11 protein-coding genes are annotated in these 15,385 nt (G+C 59.8%); 5 read left to right on the top strand and 6 right to left on the bottom strand.

Going from position 1 to position 15,385, the window contains the following annotated elements; genetic code table 11:
* Nucleotides 1-101: 101 nt before the first annotated feature.
* Complete coding sequence (locus FHT78_RS22190; RefSeq protein WP_183748864.1) at nt 102-1,556, bottom strand: glutamate synthase subunit beta; 1,455 nt, start codon at nt 1,554-1,556, stop codon at nt 102-104.
* 222 nt (nt 1,557-1,778) lie between these two features.
* Entirely contained in the window at nt 1,779-6,503 is a 4,725-nt protein-coding gene (gene gltB / locus FHT78_RS22185) for a glutamate synthase large subunit (protein ID WP_183748682.1), read from the bottom strand.
* Between the two features lie 544 nt (nt 6,504-7,047).
* On the opposite strand from gltB, the gene FHT78_RS22180 reads away from it, so the two are divergent.
* Nucleotides 7,048-8,100 (top strand): low specificity L-threonine aldolase, encoded by a 1,053-nt coding sequence (locus FHT78_RS22180; RefSeq protein WP_183748681.1) that lies wholly within the window; start codon nt 7,048-7,050, stop codon nt 8,098-8,100.
* A 134-nt stretch (nt 8,101-8,234) separates the two neighbouring features.
* A complete protein-coding gene (locus tag FHT78_RS22175) occupies nt 8,235-8,663 on the top strand; it encodes a BA14K family protein (RefSeq protein ID WP_183748679.1) in 429 nt (142 codons plus the stop codon).
* Nucleotides 8,664-8,724: 61 nt separating this feature from the next.
* Here FHT78_RS22175 and FHT78_RS22170 read toward each other — a convergent pair whose 3' ends face one another.
* A complete protein-coding gene (locus FHT78_RS22170; protein ID WP_183748677.1) occupies nt 8,725-9,579 on the bottom strand; it encodes a LysR family transcriptional regulator in 855 nt (284 codons plus the stop codon).
* 94 nt (nt 9,580-9,673) lie between these two features.
* Here FHT78_RS22170 and FHT78_RS22165 point away from each other — a divergent pair, with 94 nt between their 5' ends.
* On the top strand, nt 9,674-10,678 hold the full coding sequence (locus tag FHT78_RS22165; protein WP_183748675.1) for a bile acid:sodium symporter family protein: 1,005 nt from the start codon (nt 9,674-9,676) through the stop codon (nt 10,676-10,678).
* 75 nt (nt 10,679-10,753) lie between these two features.
* On the opposite strand, the gene FHT78_RS22160 is transcribed toward FHT78_RS22165, so the two are convergent.
* Complete coding sequence (locus tag FHT78_RS22160; RefSeq protein ID WP_183748673.1) at nt 10,754-11,224, bottom strand: Hsp20 family protein; 471 nt, start codon at nt 11,222-11,224, stop codon at nt 10,754-10,756.
* Between the two features lie 615 nt (nt 11,225-11,839).
* On the opposite strand from FHT78_RS22160, the gene FHT78_RS22155 reads away from it, so the two are divergent.
* Nucleotides 11,840-12,811, top strand: a complete 972-nt coding sequence (locus FHT78_RS22155) for an alpha/beta hydrolase (RefSeq protein ID WP_183748671.1) — start codon at nt 11,840-11,842, stop codon at nt 12,809-12,811.
* A gap of 96 nt (nt 12,812-12,907) precedes the next feature.
* Here the strand turns inward: FHT78_RS22155 and hisN are convergent, their stop codons facing one another.
* Both hisN and FHT78_RS22145 read right to left on the bottom strand, forming a co-directional pair.
* Nucleotides 12,908-13,681: a histidinol-phosphatase gene (gene hisN, locus FHT78_RS22150; protein WP_183748669.1), complete on the bottom strand. Its 774-nt coding sequence runs from the start codon at nt 13,679-13,681 to the stop codon at nt 12,908-12,910.
* Nucleotides 13,682-13,928: 247 nt separating this feature from the next.
* Nucleotides 13,929-14,810 (bottom strand): N-formylglutamate amidohydrolase, encoded by an 882-nt coding sequence (locus tag FHT78_RS22145; RefSeq protein ID WP_183748667.1) that lies wholly within the window; start codon nt 14,808-14,810, stop codon nt 13,929-13,931.
* Nucleotides 14,811-15,001: 191 nt separating this feature from the next.
* Here FHT78_RS22145 and cpdR1 point away from each other — a divergent pair, with 191 nt between their 5' ends.
* Complete coding sequence (gene cpdR1, locus FHT78_RS22140; protein WP_003542883.1) at nt 15,002-15,364, top strand: response regulator CpdR1; 363 nt, start codon at nt 15,002-15,004, stop codon at nt 15,362-15,364.
* Nucleotides 15,365-15,385: the final 21 nt, after the last annotated feature.

Raw genomic sequence — 15,385 nt, 5'->3', positions numbered from 1 at the left:
CAGGAAGCTTGCCGGAAGCCGCAGCGCGTCACCGGTCTTACCACGAGAAACTCCGCCGGAATGCGGCGGAGTTTCTTGTTCGACGAATTGTTTGAGGCGGATCAGCGCGGCAGGACGGTGGAGCCCATCAGCGCCTCGTCGATCGCGCGCGCCGCCTGGCGGCCTTCGCGGATCGCCCAGACCACCAACGACTGGCCGCGGCGCACGTCGCCTGCCGTCCAGAGCTTGTCGACCGAGGTCTTGTAGTCGCGATCGTTGGCAACGACGTTGGTTGATCCGCGCTTGTCGATATTGAGCGTCAGTTTGCCGTCGAGTTCCTTCAAAACGCTGTCATTGAACGGACCGCTGAAGCCGATCGCAATAAAGGCCAGATCCGCCTTGATGACAAAATCGGTACCCGGAACCGGGCGGCGGCGCTCGTCGACTTCGCAGCACTTCACGCCAGTCAGCACACCATCTTCGCCGACGAATTCGAGCGTCGCGACCTGGAATTCGCGGATCGCGCCTTCGGCCTGCGAAGAGGAGGTACGCATCTTCGTGGCCCAGAATGGCCAGACGGCCAGTTTGTCTTCCTTCTCCGGAGGCTGCGGACGAATGTCGAGCTGGGTCACCTTGACCGCACCCTGACGGAAGGCCGTGCCGACGCAGTCCGACGCCGTGTCACCACCGCCGACAACGACGACATGCTTGGCGCCGGCCAGGATCGGATCGGACGGCCAGCCGGTGCTGTCGATATTTTCGCGGCCGACACGCTTGTTCTGCTGAACCAGATACGGCATCGCATCGTGAACACCGGAGAGATCGGTGCCTGGAATACCGGCAGCGCGTGGCGTTTCGGAGCCGCCGCAGTAAAGCACGGCATCATAATCGGCGAGCAACTGTTCGACCTTCACGTCAACGCCGACATTGACGCCGCAATGGAACGTCACGCCCTCGCCCTTCATCTGCTCTACCCGGCGATCGATGAAGTTCTTCTCCATCTTGAAGTCCGGAATGCCGTAGCGCAGCAGGCCGCCCGGCTTCGTCTCGCGCTCATAGACGTGCACGTCATGGCCGGCGCGGCCGAGCTGCTGGGCAGCAGCCATGCCGGCGGGGCCGGAACCGATGATCGCGACCTTCTTGCCGGTATGGATCGTTGCCGGTTGCGGACGGATGAAGCCGAGCTCGTAAGCCTTGTCGGCAATTGCCTGCTCGACCGTCTTGATGGCAACAGGTGCATCCTCGAGGTTCAGCGTGCAGGCTTCTTCACAGGGAGCAGGGCAGACGCGGCCGGTGAATTCCGGGAAGTTGTTGGTCGAATGCAGGTTCTGGATCGCCGCTTCCCAGTTGTTGTTGTAGACGAGGTCGTTCCAGTCCGGAATCTGGTTATGAACCGGGCAGCCGGTCGGGCCGTGGCAATAGGGGATGCCACAGTCCATGCAGCGGGCTGCCTGTTTCTGCACTTCCGGGTCCGACATCGGGATCGTGAATTCGCGGAAATGACGGATGCGATCCGACGCCGGCTGATACTTCGCTACCTGCCGGTCGATTTCCAGAAAACCTGTAACCTTACCCATATTTTCGTCCCTTACCCTCATGACCGCCTCGCCCGCGGCCAGTTGTCTGTTCAGCCTCGGTCGCGGAGGCAGGTTGTTTGTCTTGACCGTCATCAGAACATATCTCCTGTCGCCATCCACGCTGTTGCGCAAGCTTCAGGCTCGCGGCTGATCGTCGTTGAGTCATTGAGATATTTCGGTCATCCGCCACGCGCTTCCGGCGTGGCGGATTGTTCGGTGCAATTATTCGGCAGCAATGCCCATCCGGCTGCGTTCCATTTCCTCAAGCGCGCGCCGATACTCGACGGGCATGACCTTGCGGAATTTCGGACGATAGTCGGCCCAGTGCTCAAGGATTTCCTTGGCGCGGGTGGAGCCCGTGTAGTGCAGATGGTTGGAGATCAGTTGGTAGAGGCGCTCCTCGTCGTGGCGCGTCATGTCACCGGAGACGTCGACCCGTCCCTTGTGCATGAGGTCGCCGCCGTGATGGTGCAACTTCTCCAGCATGTCGTCCTCTTCCGGAACCGGCTCCAGCTCGACCATGGCCATGTTGCAGCGGCTGGCGAAATCGCCGGCCTCGTCGAGAACATAGGCTACGCCGCCGGACATGCCGGCCGCGAAGTTGCGGCCCGTTGCGCCGAGCACGACGACCACGCCGCCCGTCATATATTCGCAGCCGTGGTCGCCCACCCCTTCGACGACAGCGATGGCACCGGAGTTGCGCACCGCGAAACGCTCGCCCGCGACACCGCGGAAGTAGCATTCGCCCTCGGTCGCGCCGTAAAGAACGGTGTTGCCGACGATGATCGAATTCTCCGCGACAATCCTCGAATTTTCCGGCGGGCGAATGATGATCTTGCCGCCCGAAAGGCCCTTGCCGACATAGTCATTGCCGTCGCCAATCAGGTTGAAGGTCACGCCGCGTGCCAGGAATGCGCCGAAGCTCTGGCCGGCCGTGCCCTTCAGGGTGACGTTTATCGTGTCTTCCTTCAGGCCGCGATGGTTATAACGCTTGGCCACTTCGCCCGACAGCATCGCACCCGCCGAACGGTCGACGTTCTTGATATCGACTTCGAAGGCGACAGGCGTCTTCGATGCCAGTGCCGGCTCGGCGGCCGCAATCATCTTGCGGTCGAGAATGTCGTCGATCGGGTGCTTCTGACGGGTCGTCCAGTAGGTCTCTTCCTTCGGTGCATCAACCTTGTGGAAGATCTTCGCGAAGTCGAGTCCCTTGGCCTTCCAGTGCGCCAGCATCTCATCCTTCTCGAGCAGCTCAGAAGCGCCGATGATGTCATCGAGCTTGGTAAAGCCGAGGGAGGCCAGAATTTCGCGCACTTCGTTGGCGACGAAGAAGAAGTAGTTGATGACGTGCTCGGGCGTGCCCTTGAAGCGCTTGCGCAGAACGGGATCCTGCGTCGCCACGCCGACCGGACAGGTGTTCAGGTGGCACTTGCGCATCATGATGCAGCCGGCCGCAATCAGCGGAGCCGTTGCAAAGCCGAATTCGTCGGCGCCGAGCAGCGCGCCGATGACGACGTCGCGACCAGTCTTCAGACCACCATCGACCTGGAGGGCAACGCGCGAGCGCAGCCCATTCAGCACCAGCGTCTGCTGGGTTTCGGCAAGGCCGATTTCCCAGGGTGAACCGGCATGCTTCAGCGAGGTGAGCGGCGATGCGCCGGTACCACCATCGAAACCGGCAACCGTGATATGGTCGGCGCGTGCCTTGGCAACGCCGGCGGCAACCGTGCCGACACCGACTTCCGAGACGAGCTTGACCGAGACATCCGAGGTCGGGTTGACGTTCTTCAGGTCGTAGATCAGCTGCGCCAGATCTTCGATCGAGTAGATGTCATGGTGCGGCGGCGGCGAAATCAGGCCGACGCCCGGCGTCGAATGACGGGTCTTGGCAACGACGGCATCGACCTTATGGCCGGGCAGCTGGCCCCCTTCGCCGGGCTTGGCACCCTGCGCAACCTTGATCTGCAGCACATCGGCATTGACGAGATATTCCGTCGTCACGCCGAAGCGGCCGGATGCGATCTGCTTGATCGCAGAGCGCTCGGGGTTTGACGAACCATTCGGCAGCGGCATGTAGCGGTCGCTCTCTTCGCCACCCTCACCGGTGTTCGACTTGCCGCCGATCCGGTTCATGGCGATCGCCAGCGTCGTATGCGCCTCACGGCTGATCGAGCCGAAGGACATGGCGCCCGTGGAGAAGCGCTTGACGATATCGACAGCCGGCTCGACGCTGTCGACCGGCACCGGCTTGCGGCCGAGTGCCTCGGCACTTTTGATCTTGAAGAGGCCGCGGATCGTGTTCATGCGGAGCGCCGACGTGTTCACCATCTCGGCGAATTCGCGGTAGCGATCCTCGGCATTGCCGCGCACCGCATGCTGCAGGGCAGCCACGGCATCCGGCGTCCAGGCATGGCTTTCGCCGCGCATGCGGTAGGCATATTCGCCGCCGATATCGAGGTTGCTTGCGAGGATCGGATCGCGGCCGAAGGCTGACTTATGACGGGCAACCGTCTCGTTGGCGATCTCTTCGAGACCGACGCCTTCGATGGTCGTTGCGGTGCCAAAGAAATACTTGTCGACGAATTCCGACTGCAGGCCGATCGCATCGAAGATCTGCGCACCGCAATAGGACTGATAGGTCGAGATACCCATCTTCGACATGACCTTCAGGATGCCCTTACCGACAGCCTTGATGTAGCGATAGACAACTTCGTTGGCGTCGACTTCCTTCGGGAATTCACCCTTGGCATGCATGTCGAGCAGCGTGTCGAAAGCGAGATAGGGGTTGATCGCTTCCGCACCGTAACCGGCCAGCAGGCAGAAATGATGCACTTCGCGCGGTTCGCCGGTCTCGACGACGAGGCCGACCGACGTGCGCAGCCCCTTGCGGATCAGGTGATGGTGCACGGCCGCGGTCGCGAGCAGCGCCGGGATCGCGATGCGATCCGGACCGATCTGGCGGTCGGAGAGCACGATGATGTTGTAGCCGCCCTTGACTGCCGCTTCCGCACGCTCGCACAGACGGTCGAGCATTTCCGGCATGCCTTCGGCGCCGCGCTCGACATCATAGGTGAAGTCCAGCGTCTTGGTGTCGAAACGGTCTTCCGTGTGACCGATGGAGCGGATCTTTTCGAGATCGCCATTGGTCAGGATCGGCTGGCGTACTTCGAGGCGCTTGGCGTTCGCCATGCCTTCGTGGTCGAGAATGTTCGGACGCGGGCCGATGAAGGAGACGAGGCTCATGACGAGCTCTTCACGGATCGGATCGATCGGCGGGTTCGTCACCTGCGCGAAATTCTGCTTGAAATAGGTGTAGAGCAGCTTCGACTTTTCGGACATGGCCGAGATCGGCGTATCCGTGCCCATCGAGCCGATCGCTTCCTGACCCGTCGTCGCCATCGGCGACATCAGGATCTTGGTGTCCTCGGTCGTGTAGCCGAAGGCCTGCTGGCGATCGAGCAGCGAGACGTCGCGGCGAAGCGCGCGCGGCTCGACCGGCTTCAGATCTTCGAGAATGAGCTGCGTGCGGTTGAGCCAGCTGCGATAGGGATGCGCGTTCGCAAGCTGCGCCTTCACCTCGTCGTCGGAGATGATCCGGCCCTCTTCCATGTCGATCAGCAGCATCTTGCCGGGCTGCAGGCGCCACTTCTGGATGATGCTCTCTTCGGCAACCGGCAGCGTGCCGGCTTCGGAAGCCAGGATGACGCGGTCGTCATCGGTGACGAGATAGCGTGCCGGACGCAGGCCGTTGCGGTCGAGCGTCGCACCGATCTGCTTGCCATCGGTGAAGGCGACGGCGGCCGGTCCATCCCACGGCTCCATCAGCGCGGCATGATATTCGTAGAACGCCTTGCGCTCCGGCGACATGGACTGGTTGCCGGCCCAGGCCTCGGGGATCAGCATCATGACTGCATGCGACAGCGAATAGCCGCCGCGCAGGAGGAATTCGAGCGCGTTATCGAAACAGGCCGTGTCCGACTGGCCCTCGTAGGAAATCGGCCAAAGCTTGGAAATGTCCTCACCGAAGAGCGGGGAGGAAACCGAAGCCTGACGTGCTGCCATCCAGTTGACGTTGCCACGCAGCGTGTTGATTTCGCCGTTATGGGCGACCATGCGATAGGGGTGCGCGAGCTTCCAGGACGGGAAGGTGTTGGTCGAGAAGCGCTGATGCACGAGGGCGACCGCGCTTTCGAAACGCGGGTCTGACAAGTCCTTATAGTAGGCGCCAACCTGGTAAGCCAGGAACATGCCTTTGTAGACGACGGTCGTGCTGGACAGCGAAACCGGATAGAAGTGGCTCTCCTCACCGTCGAACTCATCATAGATCCGGTTGGAGATGACCTTGCGAAGCGTGAAGAGCCGGCGCTCGAATTCGTCGTTCGTCGCAGCATCCTTGCCTGCGCCGATGAAAACCTGCACGTGATGCGGCTCGGTCGCGGCAATCGCCGGAGCTTTGGAAAGCGAGGAATTATCGACCGGCACGTCGCGGAAGCCGAGGAAGATCTGACCTTCTTCGGTGATTACGTCCTTGATCACCTTCTTGAAGTGTTCGATCTGCTTTTCATCGCGCGGCATGAAGATATGGCCGACGCCATATTCGCCGGCCTTCGGAAGTGTAATGCCCTGCTTGGCCATTTCCTCGCGGAAGAAGCGGTCGGGAATCTGCACGAGAATGCCGGCACCATCGCCCATCAGCGGATCGGCGCCAACGGCACCGCGATGCGTCAGGTTCTCGAGAATGAAGAGACCGTCCTTGACGATCTGATGCGACTTCTGCCCCTTCATATGCGCGACAAAGCCGACGCCGCAGGCGTCATGCTCATTGCGCGGATCGTAGAGCCCCTGTTTCTTCGGAAGACCGGAGGCAGATTTACGCGTATTGGCCGTTGCGCGCACGTCTGCTGCTGCGAACCGGTCAATCTGCGTGGATGGCGTCTTCTTCGTCATCGTCTTTCCTCCTGTCGAAGCCCGCGGGGCTGCGGGCGGCTTTTCGTCGCGCACCGCACCTTTAAAGATAGGTCCGGCGCGTGACGGCGCTGTTGCGTTATGAAGATCCGGGCGCAGACATCTGCTTTTAAGGAAAGCAAACCGTCGCGTTCCGCGCTGCCATTCGCTTCCGCGCGCCGCCATGTGAAGGCTTGACGCTCGAAAGAACTATAGCGTGAAAGCCGCTCTGTTCCAGGGCTTTCGGCGCCTCTTCGGCCATGAAGACCAAAATAGGACAGCAACCCTGTCCTAGTTCACCCGTTCAATGCCAGAAACAATTCCTCTTCGCAAGAGCGGCATCTTAAAAAAAAGTCAGTTTGCGACGGAAGATTGCCAAATCAACCAAAATGGCGACATAAAATTACCTCTCACCTTATCATTTCGTATATTGATTGCGCAGTTCAATTTTTGTGATGCATCCAGGTTTCCGCCCTTGATCCTGTGAAGCTTTGGCGTAGTGTCCAATCCCGAAACTCCCGCCCCATCATTTTCAATGGTTTTCTCAATGATTTTTGCTTCCGACAACTGGGCTGGCGCCCATAAATCCATTGCCGAACGCCTGCTCGCCGAATCCACCGGTTTTGCCGCCGCTTACGGCAACAGCGATCTCGACAGACGGGTGGAAGCCCGCTTTTCGGAAATCTTCGAGCGCGAGGTTTCCGTCTTCTTCGTTGCGACTGGCACCGCTGCCAACTCCCTGGCGCTGGCGAGCGTCCAGCGCCCTGGCGGGATCACCTTCTGCCATCAGGAAGCCCATGTGATCGAGGACGAATGCGGCGCGCCGGAATTCTTCTCCGGCTCAGCCCGTCTCATCGCCGTCGACGGCGAAGCCGGCAAGATTGATCCGACCAAACTCTCGGCAAAGATCGCGCACTTTCCCGAGGATGCCCTCCGTCATGGCCGCGCCACCGCTGTGACCATCACCCAATCGACCGAAATCGGCACCGTCTATTCGCTGCCGGAAATCGGCGAGATTTCCGCGATCGCCAAGAAGCGAGGACTACCCCTGCACATGGACGGCGCGCGCTTTGCCAATGCGCTCGTTGCATTGAATGCAACACCTGCCGAAATGACCTGGAAGCGCGGCGTCGACATCCTCTCCTTTGGCGGCACCAAGAATGGCTGCTGGTGCGCGGAAGCGATCGTCTTCTTCAATCCGAAGCAGGCGAAGGAAATGCACTTCATCCGCAAGCGCGCGGCCCAGCACTTCTCCAAGTCTCGCTTCATCTCCGCCCAGTTCGACGCCTATTTCGAAAACGGTCTCTGGCTCGATCTCGCCCGACACTCCAATGGCATGGCCGAACGTCTGCGTGCCGGCATCGGCGCCAGCAATTCGGCCCGGCTCGCCTGGCCGACCGCGTCAAACGAAGTTTTCGCGGTCATTCAGAAATCAGCCGCAAAGACGGCTGAGGGCAAGGGCGCAAAATTCTACGAGTGGCCGCTCCCGGCCGGCATGCCGGACCTCGTTTCGGAGGGCGAAATGCTCGTCCGCCTCGTCACCTGCTTTGCAACGACCGAAGCGGATGTCGACGGCTTTCTGAAGTGCCTGGCAGCCTGATTTCGCAAACGCCCGGAACGCCCGCTCAAAAGAGCCCGTATCCAGCCACTACGGAACAAAGTGCATTTCTTTGGCATTCCTTTCTCAATTCATAGGCGGTCCGTGTCACCCGTTTCCTATGAAGAGGTGAAGAAATGAAGAAGTTGGCAATCATTGTCCTGACCGTGGCGACGGCTTTTACCAGCGTCGCACCGGCGCAGGCCTTTCCGACAATCGCAAAGCCTGATGTGCCCCAAGTTTCGAATGTCGCGCAGGTTCAGTATTATCGCCGGCACTGGGATCGCTATCGTTACGACGACGATAGGTGGCGCTATCGTTATGATGACGACAGGTGGCGCTATCGCCGGCACCACAGGCACAACAACGCTGGCGCGATCATCGGCGGCCTTGCCGCAGGTGCCATCATCGGCGGCATCATAAGCTCGCAGCGCCAGCCGCGTTATTATTACTCCAGCGGCAGCTACCACATCCGCTGGTGCTATTCGCGCTACCGCTCTTATCGCGCCTACGACAACACCTATCAGCCCTATTACGGTCCGCGCCGCCAATGCGTTTCGCCGTAAAGTCCTGATTTCGAAAACCAAAGTCCCGCCTTTGCCGGCGGGATTTTTGATGTGAAGGTGTTTAGGCCGATCGCAGGCCCCTGACCTTCTTCAGAATGTCATCCGAAAGGGCCGCCACAAGCGCCTGATCGGCACCCTTTCGCGGCACCAGCACGAATTCGACATCCTCAAGCACCGGTAGCCTGGCCGGCGCGATTTCCTTCAGCCCGGAAGGCGCCATGCTGCGCGGCTGCACGAGTACGCCCATGCCGGCACGCGCGGCGGCCGTCAGCCCGCTCAGACTGCCGCAGGTGCAGACGATGCGCCAGGCGACACCGTGCCGGCCGAGCGCTTCCAACGCAATAGCGCGCGTCACACTCGGCGGCGGGAAAGCGATCAAAGGCAGTGGGTGGGATGCGAGCACATGCTCCGGATCCCGCGCCAGCCACACCAGCGGCTCCCGGTACACGAGCTTTCCGTGCTCATCACCGAGCCGTCGCTTGGCAAGCACAAGGTCGATCGCTTCCGCATCCTGCATTTCGTAGAGAACACCTGAAAGCGCCACCGTCAGTTCCAGATCGACGGAGGGATGCGAGCGCACGAAGTCTTCCAGCACCGCCGGCAGTTGGCTCGTTACGAAATCTTCGGAAACGCCGAGACGCAGGCGTCCGCGCAGGCTGCCGCCCTTGAACAGTGATCGCACCTGCCCTTCAATCGACAACATGGACCGCGCATGCGACAGCAGCGCCTCGCCATCGCTGGTCAGCACCACCTTATGCGTATCGCGTTCCAGCAGCCGGCGCCCCAGCGAGGTCTCCAGTCTTTGGATGTGCTGGCTGACCGTCGACTGCCCAAGACCCAGTCTCTCGGCTGCCAGCGTGAAGCTGCCCATCTGTTCGACGGTGACGAAACTGCGAAGCTGCGATAGGTCCAGCATATGCGCAATCCTGACTCGTGATAACTGTTATTCGTTGCATCCTGTATCATAATGAGCGACAGAATAACGACTGATTTATTCCAGCGAGACTGTTATGCGCCGCTTTCTGCCCGATACATTCACGACCCTGCTCGTCTGCACAGTCGTCCTCGCCTCAATCTTTCCGGCGAGCGGCACTTTTGCAAGCTGGTTCGGTGTGGCGACCGATATCGCCATCGCGCTTTTGTTCTTCCTGCACGGCGCGCGCCTCTCGCGCGATGTCGTCATCGCCGGCTTGCTGCACTGGCGGCTGCATCTCGTCATTCTGCTAACGACCTTCGGCATCTTTCCGATCCTCGGCCTGGCGGTAGGCTTCATCCCGGATTCGATCCTGCCGCAGCCGCTTTATCTCGGCATCCTCTTCCTCTGCGTGCTGCCGTCAACGGTGCAGTCGTCGATCGCCTTCACCTCGATGGCAGGCGGTAATGTGCCGGCAGCGATCTGCTCGGCATCGGCTTCCAATATTTTCGGCATGTTCCTGACACCGCTGCTCGTCGGCCTGCTCTTCTCGGTCGGCGGTCATGGCGGCTTTTCCTTCGATGCGCTGGAACAGATCCTGCTGCAGTTGCTGGCTCCGTTCGTCGTCGGCCAGATCCTGCAGCCCTGGATCGGCGAATGGATCCGCTCTAAGAAGAAGATCCTGATGCCGGTCGATCGCGGCTCCATTCTGATGGTCGTCTACCTGGCCTTCTCGACCGCCGTTGTCGAAGGGCTGTGGCACACCTTCTCGATCGCCGATATCGCCGCCGTCATCGTCGCCGACATGGTGCTGCTGGCGCTCGTTCTCGTCCTCACCATGTATGGCAGCCGCTGGCTGGGTTTCAACAAGGCCGATGAAATCACCATCACCTTCTGCGGTTCGAAGAAGAGCCTCGCAAGCGGCGTTCCAATGGCGAACGTCATCTTCGCCGGCCAGTCGATCGGCGCGATCGTCCTGCCGCTGATGCTGTTCCACCAGATCCAGTTGATGGTCTGCGCGGTCATCGCCCAGAAATATGCGGCAGCAGCAGCCCGCCGCGCCTCGGAAGAAGAACTGGAAGAAGCCGCAAGCCCGGCCTGAACGAGCGCAACAGGCGCAGAACAAAAACGGCGCCATCGTTGGCGCCGTTTCCCGTATGATTCGTAAGAAAGCGGATTAGCTATTGACGACCTGCGCTTCAATTGCCTTGGGAGCTTCGACCGGCTCAGCGGCAATAGAAATCCTGCGGGGCTTCAGAGCCTCTGGGATGCTGCGCAGAAGGTCGATGTGCAGGAGGCCGTTCTTCAGCGAGGCGGCAGTCACCTCGACATGATCGGCAAGCTGAAAGCGGCGCTCGAAGGCGCGCTTTGCAATGCCGCGATACAGATACTCGCTGCTATCGGCATTTTCCTCACGCTTTTCACCCTTCACGGTAAGAGCGTGAGCATGTGATTCGATGGCGAGTTCGGTTTCGTCGAAGCCGGCAACGGCCATGGTGATGCGATAGGTGTTCTCACCGGTTCGTTCGATATTGTACGGCGGATAGGTCGGAACCTGATCCGGCTGAGCGAGGCTGTCGAGCATCGTGAAGAGACGGTCGAAGCCAACGGTGGAACGATAAAGGGGAGAGAAGTCTACGTGACGCATGATGTCCTCCTAGGGAAGCGACGTGTTGCGATAGGATGCCCCAGAAACCCCGTTCTTGGCGGTTTCGGGACGGCTGTGCGGACCCTTCCGGCGCCCGCAAAGTTCAGATGGGGATAGGTTTCCGAGACTTCAAGCCCCTCTCTAAGGCACTGCCTTTGCTGCGTGAACCCTGTATGAACGGCAGGTTCGGCGAAGGTTCAGGCGATGCTCGCTAGAAATAGGTGCATCGGGTGACACTGGCCCGAAGGCTGAAGTGTATCGTCCCTTCTTCTTCAGCCTCAATTCGGCCGGCAGCGAGCCCCTCAGCTCCGCCGGCCTTTTTTCTTCAGGCGTAAGACCTGGAAGTTCGTGATGGCTGAGCACGAGAGCGCCGACGATGCGGGCAGCGCGACTGAATCGCTGCTGGAAAATATCGAAGATGGCTGTCGCTCTCATTGTCGTGCGAAGGCGGCGCGGTTCGTTGGGCACTAAACTTGGCGTATCTCTCTTCGAAGCCTGCTGTATGGAACATCAATATATTACAATTCTCTTATGTTGCGCACCATTTCGACATTGATTTTCCCTGTCCCTGCGCTATCCCCTAGTATATCTCTCACGCGAAGAAACACTCTGCTCATGGAACAGGTTCTTTACTCCACTCCAGACAATCCGGCGCCGGAGAACCGCACCGAGGGGTTTTTCGAGACTTACGACGGCCATAGGTTGCGTTATGCCGTCTTCCGGTCGCAAACACCAACCGCCCATGGAACGGTGGTGCTCCTGCACGGACGCAGCGAATATATCGAGAAATACTTCGAAACCATCCGCGATCTCACCGCCAAGGGCCTCTGGGTTGCCACCTACGACCTTCGCGGCCAGGGAGGTTCGCCGCGACTGCTCAAAAAGCGCAATCACGGCCACATCCGCCGCTTTTCCGATTACGAGCGCGACCTCGACACTTTCCTCGAAAAGGTCGTGCTGCCGGATACTCGATTGCCCTTCTATATGCTCGCCCATTCCACGGGCGCGCTGATTGCGCTCTCCGCCGCACCTTATCTGTCGACCCGCATCGAGCGCATGGTGCTGTCAGCCCCTTTCCTTGGCCTTATTGGCCAGGCTGCGTCCGAGGGTATCATTCGCGCGGTGTCGGCCACACTCAGCGCTGTCGGTCTTGGTGGCGTGCCGCTCGGCAAGATGAAAGAACTGCAATTCCTTGATAATCCACTGACATCGGATGAGACGCGTTTCGAGCGCAACGCGGCGATCGCAAAGGCCCGCCCGGAACTCGCACTGGGAGCGCCAACTGCCCGCTGGATGCATGAATGCATGAAGGCGATCGACCGGGTGACCCAGCCCTACCACCTCTTCTCGATCACTATTCCTTCTGTCGTCATCGCGCCGACGCGGGACGGGCTGGTGCCCTATACGGCACAGGAGCGGCTTTCTCGCTACTTCCGCGCCGGTCAGCTCGTGCCGATCAACGGTGCCCGCCACGAGATATTCCAGGAAAGGGATATGTATCGCACCGCCGCGCTCGCGGCCTTCCATGCCTTCATTCCCGGCAGCGACGCCGAGGCCACCGAAGAGGTGACAGCGATCGGCGCCTGAGCCTTTAAAACCCTCGTGATCTTCAGGATTTACTGAGGCTTCAAGTCCTTGTTTCGCGTCTGCCGTTATCGCGCGGCACAATGTTACGCGACATGCTCAGCGCTGCAGGATGGCGATCGCCTCTTCGTAGACCGCCCTGCTGCCGGCAGCGATAATGGAGCCGCCATTTTCCGGCCGCCCGCCGTCCCAGGTGGTCATAATACCGCCGGCGCCCTCGATAACGGGGATGATGCCGCCGACGTCGTAAGGTTTGAGGCTGTTCTCGATGACGAGATCGACATGGCCTGCCGCCAGTAGCGCATAGGCATAACAGTCACAGCCATAACGGAAGAGTCGCACCTGGCTCTCGATCTGGCGATATTTCTCCATCTCCTCGCCGACGAACAAATGTGGCGAGGTGGTGAAGAGGATCGCGTTGGACAAGGCGTCGCAGTCACGCACCTGCAGCCGGCGCTCGCCCTCAGGCCCGCTATAGGTCGAACCATTTTCGTCGCCGAAATAACGCTCGCCGGTAAAAGGCTGCTCGATCATGCCGGCGACCGCCCGGCCGTTCTTCTGCAGGCCGATAAGCGTGCCCCAGACCGGAACGCCGGAGATGAAGGCCCGCGTCCCATCGATCGGGTCGATCACCCATACATGCTCGCGATCGAGGCCGATATCGCCATGCTCCTCGCCCAGAATACCGTGCTCGGGAAAATGCGCTTCGATCAGCGCGCGGATGGCTGTCTCCGCCGCCCTGTCGCCTTCGGTGACCGGATCGAAGCCGGAAGACAGCTTATTGGTGACAGAAATGCCCGAACGAAAACGCGGCAGTGTTTCCGCCTTGGCAGCTTCGGCGAGACGGTTGAAGAACGAACGGTCAGGAAGCATGGAGAAATCCGTGACTGGCGGGAAATGGCGTTTTTCATAGCGAAAAAGCGGTGAAATGCAAATACAGCAGGCAATTTCCGGCTCGCTGCCTAAATATTTCGCAGCGCAATATAATGCTTGACATTTGTGCAGCGCAGCAGTAGTTTCCTGCTACAGTCTTCTGACTGTAAATACCCTCCTTGGGTGTTTCCTCCCTAGACTTAGCCGCGCTCACAAAGCGCGGTTTTTTTTGACCTGAGGCGAAGGATTACTCGGCCGCGAGCGCCTGATCGCCGAAGAATTTATCGACATAGTCGGCCATCTGCCGCATGAATGATGTGATGGCCGTCGCAACGATGCCGAAATCGGGCCGCTTCTCCAGCGTTATTTCGTCGACATAGATCGAGCGGTTGACCTCGATCTGCAGCGCATGCAGCCCGCGCGACGGGCGGCCGTAATGTTCGGTGATGAATCCGCCAGCATAGGGCTTGTTGCGGATCGCCGCAAAACCCATTTCCTCGATGATGCCGATTGCCGTCCGCGAAAGCTCTGCCGAAGCGCTGGTGCCGTAACGGTCGCCGATGATGAAATCGGGCCGCGCGTTGCTGCCGGCAACCCGAACGTTGCCCGGCATGGAATGGCAGTCGATCAGGACGCCGAAGCCAAACTGCACATGCGTGCGCGCAATCAGCCGCCGCAACGTCGAGTGATAGGGCTTGTAGACGCTTTCCACACGTTCCAGCCCCTCCTGAACGGGCAGCCGGCGCGCATAGATTTCCATATTCTCAGCCACGATGCGCGGAATGGTGCCAAGTCCGCCGGCAACCCTCAGCGAGTTGATATTCGCATAGGGCGGCAACAGCCCGTCGAACATGCGTGGATCGAGCTCATAGGGCTCGCGATTGACGTCCAAATAGGCGCGCGGAAAATTCGCAAGAAGGAGTGGCGCACCAATATCCACGGCTGCGCCGAACAGCTCATCGACATAATGGTCTTCGGACCGGCGTATCGAGATCCCTTCCAGCCGCGACTGCGCGATGAATTCCGGTGGATAAATGCGGCCGCTATGAGGGGAGTTGTAGACGAAGGGAATGGTCTGCGACACGGGCTCATGCACTTCAAAAAGCTCGTATTCGCGTATTTCCGGCACTTTCTGCCCTCTTTACCATGTCACCAACTGGCTGTGACGGCCATGTTGCCAGTTGCCTGCCCTTAAGTCCATACTACATAGAAGGGATGGCGGTCGCGGCCAGGGCGATTTCACCGGTTGTTTACCGGGCGAAGTGTAGTGTAGACGGCTGGTATCCCATAAAAAACACTAGTGATCAGCGGTCCGGATTAATGACTCAGAAGATACTTCTCGCCGAAGACGACAACGACATGCGCCGCTTCCTCGTGAAGGCGCTCGAAAAGGCCGGATACAAGGTCCTTTCCTACGACAACGGCGCTAGCGCTTATGACCGCCTGCGTGAGGAGCCGTTCTCCCTGCTCTTGACCGATATCGTCATGCCGGAAATGGATGGCATCGAACTGGCGCGGCGCGCGACTGAGCTCGATCCTGACCTGAAGGTGATGTTCATCACCGGCTTCGCAGCCGTTGCTCTGAACCCTGATTCGAAGGCTCCGAAGGATGCGAAGGTCCTTTCCAAGCCGTTCCACCTGCGCGATCTCGTCGACGAGGTCAACAAGATGCTTGCCGCGTAAGGCGTCTTGGCGGCTCGTCAC

Origin of the sequence: Rhizobium sp. BK196, assembly GCF_014193255.1 — a bacterium.
Lineage (GTDB): Bacteria > Pseudomonadota > Alphaproteobacteria > Rhizobiales > Rhizobiaceae > Rhizobium.
This window is presented reverse-complemented; position numbering and strand designations above follow the sequence as displayed.